16 protein-coding genes are annotated in these 21,838 nt (G+C 37.4%); 7 read left to right on the top strand and 9 right to left on the bottom strand.

The window, feature by feature from the left end; genetic code table 11:
• Positions 1–3 precede the first annotated feature (3 nt).
• From cas9 to B0I22_RS01240, 3 genes are all read right to left on the bottom strand, one after another.
• Complete coding sequence (gene cas9 / locus B0I22_RS01250; protein ID WP_133942796.1) at positions 4–3,846, bottom strand: type II CRISPR RNA-guided endonuclease Cas9; 3,843 nt, start codon at positions 3,844–3,846, stop codon at positions 4–6.
• 223 nt (positions 3,847–4,069) lie between these two features.
• Positions 4,070–4,711, bottom strand: coding sequence for a DUF6266 family protein (locus B0I22_RS01245; protein ID WP_133942795.1), 642 nt, complete (start codon positions 4,709–4,711; stop codon positions 4,070–4,072).
• Between the two features lie 426 nt (positions 4,712–5,137).
• Entirely contained in the window at positions 5,138–5,398 is a 261-nt protein-coding gene (locus tag B0I22_RS01240) for a helix-turn-helix domain-containing protein (RefSeq protein ID WP_133942794.1), read from the bottom strand.
• Between the two features lie 412 nt (positions 5,399–5,810).
• Here B0I22_RS01240 and B0I22_RS01235 point away from each other — a divergent pair, with 412 nt between their 5' ends.
• The 4 genes from B0I22_RS01235 to B0I22_RS01220 all read left to right on the top strand — a co-directional run bounded on the left by B0I22_RS01235 (position 5,811) and on the right by B0I22_RS01220 (position 11,392).
• The gene (locus B0I22_RS01235) at positions 5,811–6,113 is read left to right on the top strand and encodes a hypothetical protein (RefSeq protein WP_166668149.1); all 303 of its coding nucleotides are present in this window, start codon (positions 5,811–5,813) and stop codon (positions 6,111–6,113) included.
• 417 nt (positions 6,114–6,530) lie between these two features.
• The gene (locus tag B0I22_RS01230; RefSeq protein WP_133942792.1) at positions 6,531–7,457 is read left to right on the top strand and encodes a T9SS type A sorting domain-containing protein; all 927 of its coding nucleotides are present in this window, start codon (positions 6,531–6,533) and stop codon (positions 7,455–7,457) included.
• 296 nt (positions 7,458–7,753) lie between these two features.
• The gene (locus B0I22_RS01225; RefSeq protein WP_133942791.1) at positions 7,754–9,877 is read left to right on the top strand and encodes a Tex family protein; all 2,124 of its coding nucleotides are present in this window, start codon (positions 7,754–7,756) and stop codon (positions 9,875–9,877) included.
• 60 nt (positions 9,878–9,937) lie between these two features.
• Positions 9,938–11,392, top strand: coding sequence for an FAD-dependent monooxygenase (locus B0I22_RS01220; RefSeq protein WP_133942790.1), 1,455 nt, complete (start codon positions 9,938–9,940; stop codon positions 11,390–11,392).
• 133 nt (positions 11,393–11,525) lie between these two features.
• On the opposite strand, the gene B0I22_RS01215 is transcribed toward B0I22_RS01220, so the two are convergent.
• From B0I22_RS01215 to B0I22_RS01205, 3 genes are all read right to left on the bottom strand, one after another.
• The gene (locus tag B0I22_RS01215) at positions 11,526–13,094 is read right to left on the bottom strand and encodes a M20/M25/M40 family metallo-hydrolase (protein WP_133942789.1); all 1,569 of its coding nucleotides are present in this window, start codon (positions 13,092–13,094) and stop codon (positions 11,526–11,528) included.
• A gap of 298 nt (positions 13,095–13,392) precedes the next feature.
• Complete coding sequence (locus B0I22_RS01210; RefSeq protein ID WP_133942788.1) at positions 13,393–14,106, bottom strand: 3-ketoacyl-ACP reductase; 714 nt, start codon at positions 14,104–14,106, stop codon at positions 13,393–13,395.
• A 229-nt stretch (positions 14,107–14,335) separates the two neighbouring features.
• On the bottom strand, positions 14,336–15,082 hold the full coding sequence (locus B0I22_RS01205) for a glycerophosphodiester phosphodiesterase family protein (protein WP_133942787.1): 747 nt from the start codon (positions 15,080–15,082) through the stop codon (positions 14,336–14,338).
• 86 nt (positions 15,083–15,168) lie between these two features.
• Here B0I22_RS01205 and ligA point away from each other — a divergent pair, with 86 nt between their 5' ends.
• Positions 15,169–17,172: an NAD-dependent DNA ligase LigA gene (gene ligA, locus B0I22_RS01200; RefSeq protein WP_133942786.1), complete on the top strand. Its 2,004-nt coding sequence runs from the start codon at positions 15,169–15,171 to the stop codon at positions 17,170–17,172.
• Between the two features lie 126 nt (positions 17,173–17,298).
• Here ligA and B0I22_RS01195 read toward each other — a convergent pair whose 3' ends face one another.
• On the bottom strand, positions 17,299–17,859 hold the full coding sequence (locus B0I22_RS01195; RefSeq protein ID WP_133942785.1) for a sugar O-acetyltransferase: 561 nt from the start codon (positions 17,857–17,859) through the stop codon (positions 17,299–17,301).
• Between the two features lie 110 nt (positions 17,860–17,969).
• Here B0I22_RS01195 and B0I22_RS01190 point away from each other — a divergent pair, with 110 nt between their 5' ends.
• Together B0I22_RS01190 and B0I22_RS01185 are read left to right on the top strand one after the other, a co-directional pair.
• Positions 17,970–18,710, top strand: coding sequence for a hypothetical protein (locus B0I22_RS01190; RefSeq protein ID WP_133942784.1), 741 nt, complete (start codon positions 17,970–17,972; stop codon positions 18,708–18,710).
• Positions 18,711–18,719: 9 nt separating this feature from the next.
• Positions 18,720–19,481: a response regulator transcription factor gene (locus B0I22_RS01185; protein ID WP_133942783.1), complete on the top strand. Its 762-nt coding sequence runs from the start codon at positions 18,720–18,722 to the stop codon at positions 19,479–19,481.
• A 208-nt stretch (positions 19,482–19,689) separates the two neighbouring features.
• Here the strand turns inward: B0I22_RS01185 and B0I22_RS01180 are convergent, their stop codons facing one another.
• On the bottom strand, positions 19,690–20,094 hold the full coding sequence (locus B0I22_RS01180) for a hypothetical protein (RefSeq protein WP_246022126.1): 405 nt from the start codon (positions 20,092–20,094) through the stop codon (positions 19,690–19,692).
• A gap of 112 nt (positions 20,095–20,206) precedes the next feature.
• Positions 20,207–21,787 (bottom strand): DHA2 family efflux MFS transporter permease subunit, encoded by a 1,581-nt coding sequence (locus B0I22_RS01175; protein WP_133942782.1) that lies wholly within the window; start codon positions 21,785–21,787, stop codon positions 20,207–20,209.
• Positions 21,788–21,838 lie beyond the last annotated feature (51 nt).

Raw genomic sequence — 21,838 nt, 5'->3', positions numbered from 1 at the left:
GTTTTAGTATTCTCCGATTTTAGTAATTTCTCCTAAATGATTTAATCTAACTTTTACAGGAGTTAAATCATTAAACCCTTTTAAACTTAATCTAAAGAATCTTCTGCTTTCCTTTGCTCCGTCAGTTTTCTTTAATTCTGTATTTTTTGTTTCTAAATGATGCCTAAACCAATAATCTCCTTCAGCAATACTCCAAACCAAATACAAATGCTTGCTCAATAACGATTTGTCATTATTTTTCAAAGCTTCGTCAAATTCTTCTTGTGATAAACCCAAAATAAACATTTCATTTTGTTGCATACTGAATTTTAAATTGAGATTATCGGCAGGTAATTTATTTAAAAATGATTCTGGAAGTTTTATGTCTAATACTTGATTCCAAACTTCTGATGAGTTTTTGATGACAGCAGGAATATTATATTTTTTCCTTTCTACTGCGTGCCAAAATGTACAACTATGCTGAATAAGTTTACTGTCTTTATCTTCATAAATAGCAATATGATGATTGTTACCCATCACGACAAACCCAATTCCTTTACCATTTTCATCGGTTTTAATAGCCTGTAAATTATTAGCATCGGGACGAGCAAATAAACGAACCGTTATGATTGGTATCTGTTTTTCCTCGTTGAACCACAGCGTATCCTTAAAGGCTTCTTTTTCCTTATTTCCAAACTGAGCTAATCTCTCTTTTACTAAGAACTTAACTCGTTCATCGACAATATCATCTGCTTGATTTGCTTTTAAACTCTGCAATTTATATTTCAATACAGTTGCATCATTATAACAAGATGATTTCTCTAGGATTTCTGTTTTTTCGTCATTCAGAAAGATTGGATTTTTCTTTAAAGACAACAAAGCTATTTTTGCATCATTTTTATTCTTATTAAGCCTTTCCTCAACTAAACTTTTAATTTTTGGATTGACAATTTTATCTACATTTTCAAATAAATATTTTAAAGGCTTATCTTTTTCAATGATTTTAATCTTACCATACACAGACTGTTCGTGTAGTGCTCCTCTTGGTACAATAACGCCTTCCTCCTTATTTTTTCCAGTTGCTTTAAACTTTGTTATCGTTGCAACTTTTTTACCTGCCTTGAAAGAAACTAGAACTTTATCGGCTTCTTGTTCAACATATTTTGTAGTGAATATTGAAGGTTTTTGTGAGCGTAGATAATCGTCCAATAAAGTAGATTTTTCTCTGTACAAATGCTCATAATCATCTTCACTAAAAGATTTGCCTAATCGTTTTTTATGCTCCTCAATTTCTTTTTTAAATTCATCTCTAGTCTCACTAGAGTTCAAAGTATTGATACGCTGAATAAATCCTTGTTTTGTACACGCAATTACCAAAGCATCAATGGCGTGATGGCGATGGTCATCTCTCTTGGTCCAGTTTTCTATTTCTTCTTTTTGGTGTTTCCTTTTGCCGTGGTCACTTGTCCATTCTTTCACAACGGTTTGTCCCAAGTTCTTATATTTAGGCATTTGCAGATTCATTAAAACATCATTCCATCCCCAAACATTGCGAAGTTTAGCTGTAACTCCACCTTCCGTTGTTGTCACATTATTACAAACTTTCTGTAAGATTTCTCTCGATTTACGAGCAATGTATTGAGTATCTCTTAATTGTCTGTCTATGAAGTTTTCCCAAAGTTTTTTATCTGTTTCAGTTTCTTTTTTCAAGCTTTTACGTTCAAGATATTCTTTATGTGAAACTTTAAGCCTTTGCATTTTACTGTACGAAATAATCCCTCTTTTGAACCAATCATCTACACGTTCAGAATAAACACGAACCTGTTCTTCTCCTTTTGTAGCGATATAATCATAAGCTGTTTGATTGGTTTTTGTGGAATTACATTTTCTATGAACCAAAACTTTATTAGTCTGAGAATCATCAAATAACAATGCCTTTGGAACAATGTGGTCAACGTCGTAAGCATCACCACTTAAAGCTTCACTCAGATTAAATGTTTCTCCACAATAGATACACTGATTATTAACCTGAGCATCTTTCAGATTTTTACTGAGTGACGGAAAAATGAATTTATATTTTTGAATGTACCTCTTGGTTACAGGCAATCCCAATTCAGCCAATCGTTTACCAATTTCTTCATTAAGCTTTTTATTTTTGGAATTTTGCAAATCAGCATTGTTTCGCTCGTCTTTACTTTGTTTAAGTTCACGGGCAAGCTCAACTCTTATTTCAGAAGGCTTTCCGTATTGTTCAATAATTGCATTGACCACGTTAATCATCTGATTCAATATCTTCTCGACAATAGGTTGTCTTAAACTATTTTTCGCAAGAAGTTCCAATTTATCTAAAGTAATTTGTTGTTCTCTTTCTGTTTTTGTTAAAGAATTAGAATGATTATAGCCTGCCAAACTGCAAGCTTGAGAATAATCATAACCCTCCATTAAAAAAGGCAGAATTTTCCGCATCGATTTATTTGATTTATTTCCGAATGCTTGTTTATTGAAATCGATTTTGGACAATTGTTCCGCAATTTCATTATCAAAGCCAAATCTTTTTATCAAGGCATTTTTGCATTCATCCAAATCCTTCAAAGAATATATTGTATGCCATAGCTGATACAAAGGTTCCTTTTCCAAAGAAGCATCCAGCTCAAGACCTGCCCTTTCTTCCAATATTTCTCCAGTCTTTTTATCTACCAACATTGAAGTATGATTTGATGGAATAATTGAAACATTAAAATTCAAAAGTTCATCATCGCCTAAAATACTTTGAAGAACCGAATACGTTTCATTGCCTTTTATTCCTTTAAGAATCTGCTTATTGACATATACACTTCCTTTCTCTAGATTTAGAATTTTACGTAAATCTTCAAAACTTAAACTTGCATTCTTAAACAAATAATCAACTATTATTTCTTTCTCTTTTAAATCCGGAATTTTATCACCCCATTTATATTTGCTTCCCTCAGGATTTTTGATTTTTAATGAAATATTATTGACAACTTCCCAAATACGACATAACTGAAATAATGGAGAGGTTTTGGGAGCAACCTTAGGACCTACGAAAACAACTTTATTTTTATTTTTTTCCTTATCAAATATAGTTTTCTCAAATCCTTCAAATTCACAAATATTGACTAACCCTTTCTGTGACTTGAGTTTTCTCTGATAATAGATAATCTCATTTCTTAGTTGATTGATAACCTCTTCTGTAAGAAAATCGTGTTTATCTTTTTGTACATTGATAATTGTATCAAATTCTTCGATGTATGCTTCTCGCGGATAAACCTCTTCCTTAACTCTGAAATAAGAATCAGTTGCACTGGCATTATAAAGTCCATCATAAAAAAATTGTCCTATTGTCTGATTTTTATCTTTTAATTGAGCATATCTTCCTTTTACTGCCTGTACATAATCTGTGTCTTTTTTGTCTGCATTAGCTTCACTTCTTGCTGATTTGTAACCACGTTTTTGATTGAGCATATATAAAATACGTCCCAATTGCTCCGCAGAAATATTTTCATTTGGATTAGCGGAATCACTTCTGAGCTTCCACAAATCAAGCATTGGGAGCTTTAATAATTCTTCTGATGGAAAAATATTATACTTATTCAAAATTTCTTTCAGATAGCTTTTTTTCAGTTGCTTTCGGTCATAGCCTTTTCTTTGAGTTCGGCTGACTGTTCTATTTTGATTCTTAGTAATAGACAAACCTCTTTCAAATTCATCTCTGTCGTTTGATGACATTGGGATGATTCTTGAACCCATTGCTATTATTTTTATGGGAGTTCCATTATCATCTATCTCTATCAATGCCCAACCAATCGAGTTCGTTCCCAAGTCCAATCCAAGTATATTTTTTACCATAGCTAAGTAGTTTATTTGAAATTCCTAAAATTAAATAGAAATTATTTCATATAAATACGGAAAACCGTAAAGTGATTAAATAATTAATATTTACATTTGTATCCGAAAGCAATTCACAATAAGGATTATTCCGTTGTGAAAACATTTAAGGCGGGGCAACTCGCCTTTTTTCATTTCCTTAATAGAACAAAAAAAATCCACTCTCTCAAGTGGATTTCTTCATTTACAGTACCGTGTGCTCGCCCAGATAAAAACTGTTACTTGCAAAGGTTCTCTTCTCGGTATTGAGGAACGCCCAAACCTCCACCGACTTTCCGGTGCAGAAACTCGGGAGGGTGACACCCGCTATTAGGTCGGAGCGCATCACAATACTTTCAAAGATTTGAAAATCGTTCAAATCCTTGCAGTAAGAGACCAGACTCACCTCATCCGTTGGCGAGGCATTGCCTTGTGTACTATTGTCTTCCCATTCCAGCTCTAGAAAACCACCAGCCTGAGTAGATAGGATGGCATTTTGGAAGCCTGTGAGCTCACCTTTGGTAATCAGCACCTTGTTGTACACCAGCTCCGGAACGCCTGCCACCACCTGCGTCGCCTCGTTTATGGTATAGGACGTTGCCATATTCACTCGGGATTTCACCCCACTACCTGACCCAAAATATTGGGACTGGATGGTTTTCAGCGGTTGCAGAAAAGCCACCGCCAGTTTAAACTTTGCCTGTTGCAAAAGTTGCTTCTCGGTAGGCTCTTTTTGTGATGGTTTTGGCAGACTTCGCATAACGTCTTTGCCACGCCAGTTGGCGCCTACTACAGTTCCTACTTTTCCGGAGAATCCACCAAGGATTCCTTTGTTAAATGTTGCCATAATTAATAAATTTAATTGATTTGTCAAACGAAGTTATGATACAAAACAGCAGTCTGTACACCCCTGACTGGTATTGACCGCCTATGACAACCATTGAATACAATTGACTGGTATTTTCTACAATCCTTCGGATCAACTACTACTTTTCTTCGGGTCTTCTTCGGAAAAAAGATGTTTTTTTCGAAGTCGATCCGAAGGATGCCCGAAGATGATCCGAAGAAAGGCATTAGATTTAATCTATAAAAAGGCTGACTTTTATAAAAATCAAAAAGGATAAATTATTATAGCTCTCAAAAATGACGCAGACAAAAAAGATAATGACTTGACAAGAAAGCACACTCAAATAACTCATAGAACTTGCCAGAATTTTTAAACCAGCAAAATCTATGAGAGTCAACACTTTGAAAATACATAAAAACAACAGTGCTACCGCAAGAGATTGTCCACAGAGTCTTTGGAGACATAGATCTTGCCTCCTACTTTTTTGTATTGTAGCTTTCCTTGTTTGCACCATCGGTAGAAGGTGCTGTCACTGATTTTCAAAAGAATCTTGACATCGGTACTGTCATAGGATTTTTCGGTTTCTTTTTTTTGATTTGCGAGTTGTCTCAGAAGGGAGATTACCTCTGCAAACATTTCAAAAAAGAGCTGTACATACGAAAACAGATTGTTTGTTTGATTTTTCATTGGTTATGTGTTTTGTTTGATTTAAAATTAATAAAAAAAATCAATACAAATCAATACTAAACTACAGATAATCAACCTTAAAAACCTATTTGAAATATTTTAATTTCAACAATCGATCTTATCAAGAATAATAAAAACCAATAAAACAGAATATAAATCTACATCGATTGGTATTAGTTTACAGAATCAATCTACGGTTGAATTAAGAAAAAAGATTTACTATTAAAAATACATTCATATTTCTGAAAATTTTTCCAGTATTTACAGGCTTTATTAAGCATAATTGTTTATTTTTGACAGACAAAATACCGCTCTGGCTATTGTGAAAAGCAAACTGAAATACTTTTCGTTTTTTTTCCTTCTGATATTTGTAAGTTCACAAATATTCCAGTTGGGGCATGCGGTAGAACATGTGCAAGCCCATTTTGAAACCGGTTACAACAATGAGCCCGCCTCTAAGTCGTTTTCTGCTGAAAATAATGTTGGCGGAATATCTTTCAAAACATCTAAGGCAGAAGCGGACCATCAGCATTGTCACATCTGCAGTCACAATCTTTATCAGTTCCCAGCTTACATTCCGGCAATTGCAGATCATCATCTTTCTGTAAAGTTTGCAGAAGTTGCCCAGTTAAAAACAGAAACTGCCTCTGGTACACCGGTAGAGATTTTCATTCATCATTTTGGACTTCGGGGTCCACCTTCTTTATTTTCATAAGATTTATTTTTACTTCTGACAACAGCCAACTACTACACTTACTTTGCTAAGACAGTATTGCATTGCTTTGTCCAGAAATGAGAGATTGCGTTTGCAAAGCTTCCTAATATGATTTTGCAAGCCTAGAATTCCTTTTATAGCCAGCTTACAAATCTGGGTATACATTGGCAGCACACGCTTTCTTCTCGACCAATTTATCGTGTAAAAATCCTGCCATCAAACCTATGGCAAGCGCAAATCTTATGATTCCCTTCTACACTTAGAACTTTGATTTCTAAGACCTTTTTATGGACTGTTGTTTTGACATAATTCTGTCACAAGCAATGGCTCTGTCTATATGCATATCTATCAATTTTATTCAAGAAAACATTGTGTAGCGTACACAGTAATATATCAACATTTTAATTTTTTTACATTATGAAAAAAAGAAGCTTTATTCTTTTGACAGCCGCTGTTTCATCCTTCGTTATGGCACAACAAACCACCCTTCAACATTTTGACCCAACCGTGATTATGCCCATCGTAGAAGAATACGAAGATGGTGACGGCTATCTAAGTGGTATCAATGCCTATGGAGACGAGGAATTTGGTGAAAAGTATGAAATCCAGGGAACTGGTAAACTATTTGGTGTCTCTGCCATACACGTAGGGCAAGATGGAACTGCAGGATCTGTGATGGCCGCCTACAGAGCCTACAATGTGGCAGGATCTGGATTGCCAGGTGCTCAGATTGCCAACTACAACTTGTCTTATGCTGATGTGCCCGTGGACGGAAGTCTCAAGTCTATCCAGTTTGCAAACCCGGTGAACATCTCGGGAAATTTTTTCGTTTCATTCCGTTTGGGAGACTACTCGCACGGTGGTTTGGGCACAAAAACATTGGCACTGACTTATGCGCCAGATGGCACAAGAACTCAGAGCGATTTAGCCAACTACGGGAGAAATGTGGTACGCTGGCATAGCCACGGTGCAACACCTACTTGGAAAGACTTCCGCACAGAAAATCTGGAAAACTATCAGCCTGCCATCCATTTCGCCATTTTCCCGATTGTGGAGCTGGATGATATGGCGGTTGTAGATTTTAATCAAAAAGGAAATATCGGAGCTGTGTATCCTAATCCATCCAATGGTACTTTCCGCATCCCTGTGAAGTCTAATACTGGTGGTGAAAGCACTTTCAAGCTTTTTGATATGTCTGGTAAATTGGTAGCCGAAAAGAGTACAAAACTGTCGTCCGGAAATTCAGAATTTGTTTTTGCGGAGGAAAAATTACAAAAAGGTTTGTACATCCTGTGGATCAAAACACCAGAAGGAGCAGTCTCTCAGAAGGTCTCCATTAAATAAAAACAGACTACCAAAACTTTCAGAGAAAGATTTTTATTAAGGTCTTAAAAGCTGAAAGATTTTACAGTTATCAATTCAATTTTTCATCGGGGCATTATCAGGTTATTCTTGGTAATGTCCCGATTTTTGGTTGATAGACTCCTTAGAAAACAGATTTTAAAATGCAGATAAAACTGAATAATTATTGTTTTGATATAAAATCATCGCCGCTTATTTTAATAGAAAAATAATGCAGAGCTAAAAATCCGCCTACTTTTCTTTCTAAAAAGAGTAATTTCGCTATTCAAAATCAAGAAATGACGTCTTCAGAATATATCCAAAAACAACTTAACATACCCACCAAAAGCATAGAAAGTACGCTTCAACTTTTATCAGAAGATTGCACCATTCCATTTATTTCACGTTATCGGAAAGACAAAACCGGAAACCTGGATGAGGTAGCTATAGAAAACATCTTCAAACTAAATAAGCAGTTTGAAGACCTCATCAAACGAAAAGAAAGCATCCTGAAATCTATTGAGGAACAAAATGCTTTGTCATCAGAACTCAAACAAAAAATCGAACAAAGTTTTGATTTGCAGGAATTGGAAGATTTCTACCTGCCTTATAAAAAACGAAAAAAAACCAAGGCTGATCTTGCAAGAGAAAAAGGTTTAGAACCTTTAGCAAAGATCATTATGAGCCAGAGAAACGACGACATTGAATATCTCGCTTCGAAATATATCAACCAAGATGTCGCCGATGAAGAGGAAGCTTTGAAAGGTGCAAGAGATATTATCGCAGAATGGATTAATGAAAATCTTTACGTCCGCAAGAATCTGAGACGATTGTTCCAAAGAAAAGCTTCGATCTCTTCCAAAGTTGTAAAAGCGAAAAAGGAGGATGAAGCCGCACAGAAATTCAGCCAGTATTTTGAGTGGGAAGAAGCCCTGAACAGAATTCCCAGCCACAGACTCCTTGCCATGTTGCGTGCAGAGAATGAAGGCTTCATCAAAACATCCCTAGATATTGATAAAAATGAAGCGCTGGATCTTATCGAGAACGCCATAATCAAGAGCAACAATTCATCCACAAAACAAATAGAGCTGGCCATTGCTGATTCCTACAAACGACTTCTGGAGCCCGCATTGTCCAATGAAGCTTTGCAGGAAGCCAAAGAAAAAGCAGACATCAAAGCGATTGATGTTTTTGCAGAGAACCTGCAGCAGTTGCTCCTCGCTTCACCATTGGGAGAAAAAAGGATTCTGGCAATAGATCCAGGTTATAGAAGTGGGTGCAAAGTGGTCTGTCTGGATGAGAAAGGCGACCTTCTCCACAACGAAAACATCTACCCGCACGCCCCACAAAATGAAACGGGAATGGCGATGAAAAAAATCCGCTCGATGGTGAATGCTTACAACATAGAAGCCATTTCCATCGGCAACGGAACAGCCAGCCGCGAAACCGAATTCTTCATTAAGAAAATAGCATTCGATAAGCCTATCCAAGTATTTGTGGTTTCAGAAGCAGGAGCCTCCGTTTATTCGGCGAGTAAAATTGCCAGGGATGAGTTTCCGAGCTATGATGTGACCGTGCGTGGCGCAGTTTCTATCGGAAGAAGACTATCTGACCCTTTGGCAGAATTGGTGAAAATCGATCCAAAATCCATTGGTGTGGGGCAATACCAACACGACGTGGATCAAACTAAACTAAAAGAAGAACTGGACAACACCGTCATCCGTTCCGTAAACTCTGTAGGCATCAATCTGAATACTGCAAGCAAGTCTTTGCTAAGTTATGTCTCAGGAATTGGTGAAAAAATGGCAGAGAACATTGTGAATTACCGTGCAGAAAATGGCGCTTTCTCCGAAAGAAAAGAGCTTAAAAAAGTGCCAAGACTGGGCGAAAAAGCTTACCAGCAAGCCGCAGCTTTTGTCCGAATTAAAAATGCTAAAAATCCACTGGACAATTCTGCCGTGCATCCGGAAGCCTATAAAACGGTAGAAAAAATGGCAAAAGATCTTGGTCTTAAAACCGAAGATTTAATTTCAAATAAAGAAAAAATTTCACTGATTAATCCTGAAAAATATACCACACAGGAAATTGGGATTCTGGGAATCAAAGACATCCTGAAAGAATTGGAAAAACCAGGACTTGACCCGAGAAAAGCAGCCAAGGTTTTTGAGTTCGATCCAACCGTAAGATCTATCAAAGATATTAGAGTCGGAATGGTTCTTCCCGGGATTGTGAATAACATTACGGCTTTTGGATGTTTCGTAGATTTGGGAATCAAAGAAAGCGGACTTGTACATATCTCCCAATTGAAAGACGGTTTTGTTTCTGATGTGAATGAGGTAGTGAAACTACATCAGCATGTGCAAGTCAAAGTAACAGAAGTGGATGAGGCTAGAAAAAGAATTCAACTGACGATGATTTTGTAACCCACATCAAAATTGAAATTACATTCATTTTATTAAGTTTGTACTTGCGAACACCAAAATATGCCAATCAAAACACCTTGTTTTACCATTTGCAAAGCATGCCAGGGTCTCGGGAAACAGAAGCGAAGAATCAAAAAAAGTGTAAAACTCCGCTACCAATCTGAACTGGAACATTTTGAAAAAACCAACGGCGAAGGAACTGCTCCTACTCGTCCGATGGCACATCATTACACTTGTTCCGACTGTTCTGGTTCGGGATTGATTTCTGCTGATGCGTTTCCAGCTCCAGATACCGAAAATCTACCTCACGTTGCCATCGTCGGTGGGGGAATTGGTGGTGTTGCATTGGCTGTGGCTTGTCTGCACCGTGGGATTCCGTTTACCATCTATGAGCGGGATAATAGTTTTAATGAACGTTCTCAAGGTTACGGACTTACATTACAGCAAGCCAGCAAAGTGATTGACGGATTCGGAATTTCTAATTTGGAACAAGGTGTGGTTTCTACCCGACATTTGGTACATACAACCGACGGAAAAGTGGTTGCTGAATGGGGAATGCGAAAATGGATGGAAAATTCAACAAAGGCTAGTCCTAAAAAAACCAATATCCATATTGCCAGACAATCGCTCCGTTCAGCATTCATTGAGCAATTAGGTGGTAATGACAAGATAAAATGGGGTTATCAACTCATTGATTTTAATGAAAATAACGATGGTAAAATAGACCTCAACTTTCAAATCAATAATGAATTAAAAACTGAAAAAGCAGATTTGATTGTCGGTGCAGATGGTATCCGAAGTGCCGTGCGAAATATATTGATTAATGATGACCATTCACCTTTGCGTTACTTAGGTTGTATTGTGATTTTAGGAATTTGCTCTTTGAATGCTTTAGAAAATACTGATAATTTTCTGCTGGATTCGGCAACAGTTTTCCAGACAGCAAATGGTAACGAACGGATTTATATCATGCCTTTTGATAAAGATTCCATCATGTGGCAATTGAGTTTCCCGATGTCTGAGGAAGATGCTAAAATATTAAGCGCAAAAGGCTCAGAAGCACTGAAAGCAGAAGCCATCCTACGAACAAATTGGCACAAACCAATTCCGCAAATTCTGGAAGCGACTTTAGCTAACCAAGTTTCCGGATATCCTGTTTATGACAGAGAATTACTGAATCCGGAATTAATGAAAACTTTTGGGAAAGCCACCTTAATCGGTGATGCTGCCCACCCGATGAGTCCGTTCAAAGGACAAGGTGCCAATCAGGCTTTGCTGGATGCTTTATCCTTGGCTCGCTCCATCTCCAAACAATGCCAACCCAAGTCAAATTGGAGAGAAAAAGGACTTCGTGAAAGCGTATTAAATCCATTCGAATCCGAAATGATAGAAAGAAGTTCGGTAAAAGTGGAAGATTCTGCCGCAGCCGCTCAATTTTTACATTCTGACATTGCACTCTATGAAGGCAATGAACCACGCGGAAAGGTTTTGAAACGGAAAGAGTCATTAGAATAAAAATAGATTCTTCAAGTAAATTTCAATTAAACATCTAGCATAAAAACAGCAAAGCGACAAATAATTTGTCGCTTTGCTTATTAATTTAAAGTTGGGTCTAATTTCTAAACTCTTACTTCTAATTTCTGTAAGATTAATAATCCTTACTACTTCTTCTAGGTTCTCTCAGTTCCGGCCATTTTACGGTTTCGCCTTTTTCATTGTTTGGCATCACTCGCTTTTCACGGCTGGTGAATTCTGGATCTTCCGAAGCCATATAGGCTAAAGTTGCTGTCAGAATCACATTATTCTTCAATTCATCAAAAACAATTTTGTCATACGTGTCTTTGGTTGTGTGCCAAGTGTAACCGAAGTAGCCCCAATTGAGGGAACTCAAAGAAAATCCTGGAACGCCCGCTGCTACAAAAGAAGCGTGATCCGAACCGCCTCCGCCAGGCATTCCCGGGAAGTTGGTTTTGATATGGTCTTTCACTTTTTTAGGAACGGCATCCAGCCATTTTCCGATGTATGCGTAAGAATCTTTGAATCCCTGTCCGCTGATATCCACCACTCTACCCGTTCCGTTGTCTTGATTGAAAACCGCTTGAGTTCCTTTGATGATTTCCGGATTGTCTGCCACAAAACCTCTGGAACCGTTCAAGCCTTGTTCTTCGCTTCCCCAAAGTCCAACCACGATGGTACGCTTTGGATTAGGATAATATTTTTTGAGGATTCTCATTGTTTCCAGCATCGTCAGCGTTCCTGTTCCGTTGTCCGTTGCGCCTTGAGCGCCGTCCCAAGAATCCAGGTGAGCAGAAAGAATCACATATTCATTTGGTTTTTCTGAGCCTTTTATCATTCCGATGGTATTGAAGGATTTGGCTTCTGGCAAAACTTTGGATTGCGCATCCACCTTGATTCTTGGTTTTGCGCCTTTTTCCGCCATTCTGTAAAGCATTCCGTAATCTTCCAATTCGATATCGAACATTGGGATAGATTTGGTTTTAGCCCCGAAAATCCGATTGGTGCTATGAATGCCTGTCCAGTTGGAAATCGCAATACCTGCAGCTCCCGCTTTTTCTAATGCTTCTGGCAATGTTGAATTATCATAGCCAATATTTTTGATGTAATCTGCAAAGTCTTTTCTCGCTTTGTCTTTGTCTGCTTTCAGTTTATCGTAAAGTTCCGGCGTTGCAAATTCCTTGATCTGCTCATCCGAACGACCAATTTTTTGATATTGCGCCATCAAAACAATTTTCCCTTTTGCAGATGGCAACCATTTGTCAAACTCGGCCTTGGAAGATACTTTTGGAAGAACTACGACTTCTGCTTCTACCGCTTTTTTGGTAGCAGGGCTCCAAGCCAATTGTGTTGCGGATAAGCTTTTGGTTCTTGGATAGACCATATCCACGTGCGTAGTTCCACGCTGCCAGCCTTTCCACGTTCCAAATTGCTGAAGATTGGCATCTATTCCCCACGATTTCAACTTATCGGCGCTCCATTCATTAGACTTCAGCATTTCCGGCGTTCCTACTAGACGAGGACCTATGCCGTCCAGAAGTTCAAAAGCCATATCTTCCAGTTGGGAATTATTATTCGCCTCATTCACAAAGTTTTGAACGATGGGATTTAGTTTTTCTTCGGATTTGGTTTGGGCATTGACTAATGTAATCTGAGCGGCAAAAAACACAGCCGACATTGCGATAAATGAGTGTCTCTTCATATCTTTTATTTGATTTCGATAAAGATAAGAATTATGAATAAAAAAATGATAATGGAAATTATGTAAATATTAGATTTTACTATTTCTGATTGATTTGGATTGTTACAGTTTTAATTTTATTAATGGAAAAAAGTCGTTTTGCATTAATAAAAAACCCTTTCAGAGTTTGAAATTCTGAAAGGGTTATAACATCGAATTGCTCGCAGCCCGACCTGAGTGGAGCTCATTTTTTGTATGGCCTTAGCCTCGGCAAAAAATAGCGGGAACGGAGGGCGGAAAAGCTGCCATCATTATTATTTTATGGATTGGTTGAGAAAATTGACGCACTGGCAATCATTGCTCTGCGGTTCATTTTCAGGATATCTCTCACCCATTCTGCGAAATCTTCCGGCTGAAGAACTTTGTCCGGATTACCGTCTGTCAAACCACCGTTGATGCTCATATCGGAAGCAATTGTACTCGGTGTCAATGTAATGACACGGATATTCTGCTTTCTCCATTCCGCCATCATCGACTGCGAGAGAGAAACGACTGCTGCTTTGGAAGCCGCATAAGCCGACATATTGGGTCCGCCTTTCAAACCAGCTGTGGAAGCGACATTCACGATGTCACCTTGTCCTTTTTCTTTCAAAAACGGATAAACAGCTTTCGCTGTGTAATAAACACCGAAAAGATTGGTATGAATCACTTGTTCCCACGTCTCGGACGGCATTTCCTCGATGCTTCCAAAGTCGCCAATTCCTGCATTGTTGACCAAAATATCGATTCCGCCTAATTCATTTGCCAAAGATTCGATTCCGGCTTTTACTTCTAATTCGTTATCAACACTGAAAACTGCGTAAGCTACTTTTACGCCGGTTTGTTTCAGTTCGTTGGCTGCTATTTTTAGATAATTTTCGTTTCTTCCTGTGATACCAACATTCACACCTTCTTTGGCAAGAATCTGAGCTACAGCTTTTCCAAGTCCTCTTCCACCGCCAGTGATAATGGCATTTTTACCTTTAAGATTCATAATCTGATATATAAAATTTGAAGGGGCAAATTTACCAAACACACGTTTAAAATCCGAATAAAGTCTTATGATTTAATACAAGTTTATCATTGAGAGATTCTATAAAAAATCTTCGAGAGCCTCAGACTGACAATGTTTGGATATTTCGACAAGTTCAATGTGACAAAAATTAATATTAGAACTGTAACACTAAGGCTCTCGAAGTATTTTTGAATTAAGAAAAAATCCTTTATTTATCTTTCAATTGGTCGGGAATATTAGTCGTAATAAAATTGATTCCTTGATTTTTGAGTTCTTCGTAGATTTTAACATCATTTACAGTCCAGGAATTGGTAATCAAACCAAGAGAATTGGCTTCCGAAATCCAAGTCGGATTCTTCTGAAAAACGCTGTAATGATAATCCAATCCGTCCAAGCCTTCTTCTTTGATTTGCTTTGGCGAAAGATTCCCTTCCAAATATTGAACTTTTGCAGACGAATTTTGTTTCTTAATTTCTTTACAAATATTAAGACTGAATGAGATGTAATCGCTTTGGTGATCGAGTCCGAGGTCTTTTACGGTTTTCAGAACTTTGGTGACCATTTCGTTTTCACGTTCTTTGGATTTGGTGGGTTTGATTTCGATGATTAATTTGACGGACGTATCTTTTTTCCCTTGTTTCAGATAATCTTTCAAAGTTGGAAGTTGTTCTCCGTTGGATAATTTCAGTTTTCTTAAATCAGAAAAATTGGTTTCCGCAATTTCCATTTTTCCGTGATGTTCGTCGTGGTAAATCACCAATTCTCCGTCCCTTGTCATATGAACATCGAATTCTGAACCGTAAACTTTCAGCTTTTGTGCATTTTCTAAGGCTTGGATAGAGTTTTCAGACGTTGGCGGATTTGATTGGAAAAACCCACGATGGGCGATGATTTTTGTTTGAGCGTTGATAAACATAGTCGTTGTGAGAAATAAAAGGCAAAATACTTTCTTCATTATTCAAAATTTCATAGACCAAATTACTCATTTTATTTTTAGTCATTCTCCTTGTTTTGGTTATTTTTGCGTTAAATAATTTCCCGATGTCCGAAAACATTCAGCAAAAGATAGAATCTCTGAGAGAAGAACTTCATCAGCATAATTACAATTATTATGTGCTTGATAATAATACAATTTCTGACTTTGAATTCGATACAAAACTGAAAGAACTTCAGGAACTGGAAACAGCGCATCCTGAATTTTTTGATGCTAACTCTCCAACTTTGCGCGTTGGTGGCGGCATTACAAAGAACTTTCCAACCGTTAAGCATCAATACAGAATGTATTCTTTGGACAATTCTTATGATTTTGATGATCTTGAAGATTGGGAAAAACGAATCATCAAAACCATTGATGAACCTGTAGAATTTGTGGCAGAGTTGAAATATGACGGCGCATCGATTTCCATTCTTTATGAAAATGGGAAATTGTCTCAAGCTGTAACACGCGGCGATGGTTTTCAAGGCGATGAAATCACTAATAATGTAAGAACGATTTCTGATGTTCCTTTGACTTTGAAAGGCGATTTCCCGAACCGATTTTTTATCCGAGGCGAAATTTATCTGACAAGAAAAAACTTCGATAAAATCAACAAAACCCGTGAAGAAGAAGGCTTGGATTTGTTTATGAATCCACGAAACACAGCCAGCGGAAGTCTGAAAATGCAGGATTCCGGAGAAGTGAGAAAACGTGGATTGTCGGCAGTTTTGTATCAATATATTTCGGATGAATTTCCAGCAGATACGCATTGGGAAATCTTGGCAAAAGCAAAAAACTGGGGTTTCCGAGTTTCGGAAGACCAAGCAAAATTGTGTAAAACGCTGGATGAAGTGAAAGAATTCATCACATTTTGGGATACAGAAAGGCACAAATTACCATTCGAAATTGATGGAATTGTTTTAAAAGTGAATTCTTTGAAACAACAAAGACAACTCGGTTACACCGCAAAATCGCCGCGTTGGGCAATGGCTTATAAATTCAAGGCAGAAAAAGTGGAAACCGAATTGCAAAGTGTTTCTTACCAAGTCGGAAGAACCGGAGCCATAACGCCTGTTGCCAACCTAAAACCGATTTTATTAGCCGGAACAACTGTAAAACGGGCGTCGCTTCACAACGAAGACATCATAAAAAAACTCGATTTGCACGAGCACGATTTTGTGTATGTGGAAAAAGGAGGAGAAATCATTCCAAAAATTGTTGGCGTGAATACGGAGAAACGAACGCTTTTGCAGACGCCAATCCAATACATCAAAAATTGTCCGGAATGCGGAACTGAGTTGGTAAAAATAGAAGATCAAGCGATTCATTTTTGTCCTAATGAACTGCATTGTCCACCACAAGTTGTGGGAAGAATGATTCATTATGTTTCCAGAAAAGCTTTGAATATTGAAAATCTTGGCGGTGAAACAATCGAGCAACTTTACCGAGAAAAATTGATTGAAAATCCTGCTGATTTTTATACACTAAAAAAAGAACAGCTTCTTCCACTCGAAAGAATGGCTGAAAAATCGGCGCAGAATATTTTGGATGGCATTGAGAAATCTAAAGAAATTGCCTTTGAGAAAGTTTTGTTTGGAATCGGCATCAAACACGTTGGGGAAACGGTTGCTAAGAAATTGGTCAAGAATTTCAATACGATTGATGACTTGAAAAATGCGACTTTGGAGGAACTTTGTCAAGTTGAAGATATCGGGATGAAAATCGCGGTCAGCATTGTAGAGTTTTTCCAGAATTCTGAAAACATCTTGATGATTGAGCGTTTGAAATCTTACGGCGTTCAGTTGGAAAAAGGCGAAAATACAAATGTCGTTTTGTCCAATGTTTTGGAAGGAAAAACCTTTCTTTTCACCGGGAAATTGTCACTTTTCACAAGAGAATCTGCCGAAGAAATGGTGGAAAAACACAACGGAAAAAATATCTCTGCGGTATCGAAAAACCTCAACTACTTGGTGGTAGGTGAAAAAGCAGGAAGCAAACTGAAAAAAGCGCAGGACATCGGAACCATTAAAATTCTAGATGAGCAACAGTTTTTGGATTTGATTGGGTGAGAATAGAGACAGATTTTTTGATTCGATGATTTAGAAAGATCAATTTTTAGAATCTGTTTTTCAATTTAAAAAAAACCTCTCAAATCTAATTTTCTGAGAGGTTTTTATTTTATTTAATTAAAAAAATTAAATTTCCCTGATGACTTTGCAAGGATTTCCAACCGCCAAAACATTGGACGGAATATCTTTTGTCACCACACTTCCAGCGCCGATGACGGTGTTATCTCCAATTGTAACACCTGGAAGAATGCTGCAGCCAGCGCCAATCCAAACATTGTTTCCAACCGTGATTGGATAGGCATATTCCAAAGCTTTGTTGCGTTGTTCGACGTCGAATGGATGTCCGGCTGTGTAGAATCCGCAGTTGGGCGCAATCATCACGTTGTCTCCGAAAGTGACTTTTGCACAATCCAGAATCACGACATTCACGTTGGTGTAGAAATTTTCGCCAATCTCGATATTGTAGCCGTAGTCGCAGTAAAAAGGTTGCTCGATGTGGAACATTTTCTCGGTTTTGCCGAAGAGTTTTTTGATTAATGCTTTTCTCTCCTTGAGTTTTGAAGGTTGGAGATGATTGTATTCAAAACAGAGATCTTTGGAAAGATTTCTTTCTTTGATGAGATGTTTATCGGAAGCATCATATATTTCTCCGCTCAACATTTTTTCTTTTTCGTTCAGATTATTCATTGTATTTTTACTTTGATAATGGGCAAATTTACAAGCTTAAAACTCAGGAATCAATACTGATTTATAACCAATTTATTTACACATTTGAAATATTGCAAAATGTTATAACTATGAAAAACTTATCAATTTTATTAATCCTTTTTATTCATTTAAATATATATGGTCAATCTGATTTACCAAAACTTAACTGTGAAGAATTTGATTATAGTATAAATTCAAATACCAGAATGAATCTAAAATTTTTAAGTCTTGAAAACTACAATATAACTGATAAGGACACAATACAAAAAGATAAAGTCAAGACTAATGAAAATATAGAACTAAATAAAATATTTCAAAAAAAATATCCAAATAAAATAACAGAACACTGTATAAATTCAAATTACTATGATAGAGATAGTATTACAAATCTTACATTTTGTGATGAAAAAACCAAAATAAAATTAGTCGATAAAAAAGCTAACTTTTATATTTTCAAAATAGATGCATTCGAAGTTAATAATTATTTATTATTTAATACTGATAATGAAGTAATCTACACGATTAATAACTTTCCTCAAATTTTAGAAAATGGAAAAGTAGTGATTGATGCTGGATTTGAATATGGCGGATATAATGTTATAAACTATTATGTATTTGAAAAGAAAGAATTAAAATATTTTGAATTTATAGTACCAATGTATTATCATCTACAGAATTTAAAATTATTAAAATCTTTTAATTACAAGACGAAGGTTATTGGAGATTTCATTAGATACGATTATAAAGAAGTCCCTAATAAAGAGGGTTTTGGTAAAAAATATGAATACGACAAGAATAAATATTGTCGAAAATTGATAATGATCTTCTAGCACATCAAAATGAAAACCATCCAATCCGACCTCAACGAAAAACTTCTGCAACAAGAATTCTCTAACGTTTTTGACAGCGAAAATCTGCATTTGAAAAAGTGTCAGGAAATGGCGCGAAATTTTGTTGAATTGGAAAATGGAATTGCTGTTCTGAGCGACCTTCAAAATAATAAAAGTTATGTCTATTCGGGAAAGTTAGCGGATGAATTAAATATTTTTCAGGAAGATGATACTCAGGAGATTGAAAGCATTTGGGAAGAGGAACTTTTTGCAAAATTAGATAATGAAGATGTTTTGCAGAAACATTTGCTGGAGCTTCAGTTTTTTCAGTTCATCAAAACGATTCCTTTTGAAGCGCACAAAGATTATTGCGTGGTGAGCAGATTGAGAATTGCCGACAATCTAAACCAAAAAGCGATTCTCCACAAGATGTTTTACTTCACCAACGCAAATGATAAAAATGTAGAACTGGCGCTTTGTCTCTATCATTTTGATTTTCTGAACTCTTCACTTCATCACGGGATGATTATCAACACAGCGAATGGTTCGGTGATTCATCAGACGGAAGCTGGGAATTCTGCGTTTTTATCGGTTCGGGAAAAGGAAATTTTGAAGATGATTCAGGATGGAAAACGAAGCAAAGAAATTGCGGAACTTTTGTTTATCAGCATCAATACGGTGAATCGGCACCGACAGAATGTTCTTGAAAAACTGCGCGTCGGGAATATGACGGAAGCTTGTGCGATGGCGACAAAGTTGGGATGGATTTAAAAAAATAAAGAGACAAGAAAAAAAGTAAAAAGAATAAAGATGGGAAATGTTGAAAATGATTTTGGGAAGTTGGAAGATAATCGAATCCCATAGCCCTGATCGTAGAGGAAATCCTTTTTTGCGTAGGCTTTGAGAACTTTTGATTGACCAATCGTGATGCAAAAAAGATTGCAACGGAGAGCAGGTTCCCGGCTCCTGAAAATTTGATTTATTGTTTTTCTGATTGGACGTCTTTGAGGTCGATGTCTTTTAGTTTGGCTTCGATTTTCTCGACTTTTAGATTTTGTCTGAGGTAGCCGAAAAGACTCATATTCCAGTTGGCAATCCAAACCAAGGCGAAAAATGCGAGAAGATAACCGCGCCAATCTTCGTAAAGTAGCTTGTACTGCGTGATGACAAGAAAAATAAAACTGATGTAATGGCTGAAACAATATTCGCAAGTAAAGAGGTAAAAGAATTTTCGCTTCACGATAGATTGCGCACTTCCGCAAACTTTTTGGCAATACTCTCTTGGTTCTCGGAAAATCTCTTCCTGCGTCACCGTCCAAACGACGCAAGAAATAGGGATTGCAATTAAAAATAAATAAATGATCTGAGAATAGAGAGGCATCATAATTTTGATTTTGAAGTGATTCAGAATTAGCAGATTAGCAGAAAAATTGATGCCAAAAAAACTCAGAATCATTTCTGATCCTGAGTTTTACACAATTAACTAAAAATAAATATTAATGTACTGAGCTGAGATCGATTTTCTCGCCTTTGCCTTTTCGTTCTCTCACGAACAACACAAACGGAATACAAATCAGGAAAGCAATCCCCAAATAAAGGAAAACATCCATATACGATAAAACTGTTGCCTGTTTTGTCACGCCGTAATCCAAGATTTGATAAGCGGATTGAAGTGCTTTGTCCGCCGACATTCCTTTTGCCATAAAGCTGGCTTTGAGTCCGGCAACGCGCTGCTGAACGTCTAAATCATTGACATCTAGATGAGCCACAAGGTTGCTTCTATAAAGCTGACTTCTGTTGGCAATGAATGTTGTAATGGCAGCGATACCAAATGAACCTCCCAACTGACGCATCATTCCTGTGAACGCGGCGCCTTGTCCAATCTCAGGACCTTTCAATGTACTCAATGACAATGATGTAATCGGAATGAATAATAATCCGAGTCCCATTCCTCTCACAATCAGCATCCAGAAGAAAGCGTCTTTTCCTGTGTCTGGCGTGATGATTTTGTAGCCCCAGAAACTGTAGATGAAGAATATTAATAATCCTAATGCTACCAATATCTGTTGCTTAACGCCTTTGGTCAAAAGTTTTCCAATGATTGGCATCATAAAAGCGGTTGTCAGCGCTGCCGGAATCATCAAAGCTCCAGATTGTAACGCCGTCCAACCCAGAATACTCTGCGTATAAAGCGGAACAATGAACGTAGAGCCATACAAACCAAATCCTAAAACGAACGACATAATCGTTCCAATCCTTAGATTTCCGTTTTTGAGAACACGGAGTTCTACAATCGGATATTTGAAGGTAAGTTCCCGCCAGATGAATAATACAAATCCAACTACGGCTGTGATTGTTAAAACCACAATCGCTTTACTCTCAAACCAATCGTCCTCGTGACCTCTTTCCAAGATATATTGCAATGAACCTACGAAGGCTGCCAACAATCCAATCCCCAACCAATCGACATCCGAAGCCGAACGTTTCTCTGCGAATCTTGGACTCTTGATGAATTGTAATGTCAATAATGTTGCGATAATTCCCAAAGGAATATTGATGTAAAAAATATACGGCCAACTGTAATTGTCAACAATATATCCTCCCAAAGGTGGACCCAAAGTGGGACCGATAATAACTCCCAATCCGTAGATTGCTTGAGCCATACTTCTTTTTTCTACCGGGTAAGATTCTGTGATGATTGTTTGTGAGGTCACCAAAAGTGCTCCACCGCCAATCCCCTGCATTAATCTAAAAAAAACGAGCTCCCAAATATTGGTCGCATTGCCACATAGAAAAGAGAATACTGTGAATATAATGATGGATACGGCAAAGTAATTTCTACGTCCGAACTGCTGAGACAGCCAGCTCGTCATCGGAACAATGATTACGTTTCCGATGGCGTAAGCTGTAATCACCCAGCCTACTTCGGACAACGTGGCGCCGAGATTACCTTTCATTTCGTTTAGAGCGACATTCACAATCGTGGAATCCACAATTTCCAAAAGTGCACAAACGATGGCAGTAACGGTAACAATCACCCTGCGAAATCCATATTCTACTAATGAATCGTCTTGCATAATTTCTGAGTTGGGAGATGGAAGTTGGAGGATGGAGGTTTTAAAACTTTG

It is taken from the genome of Epilithonimonas xixisoli, from assembly GCF_004365655.1.
Classification (GTDB): Bacteria; Bacteroidota; Bacteroidia; order Flavobacteriales; family Weeksellaceae; genus Epilithonimonas; species Epilithonimonas xixisoli.
The sequence above is the reverse complement of the archived record's forward strand: the minus strand, read 5'-3'. Positions and strand labels throughout refer to the sequence as shown.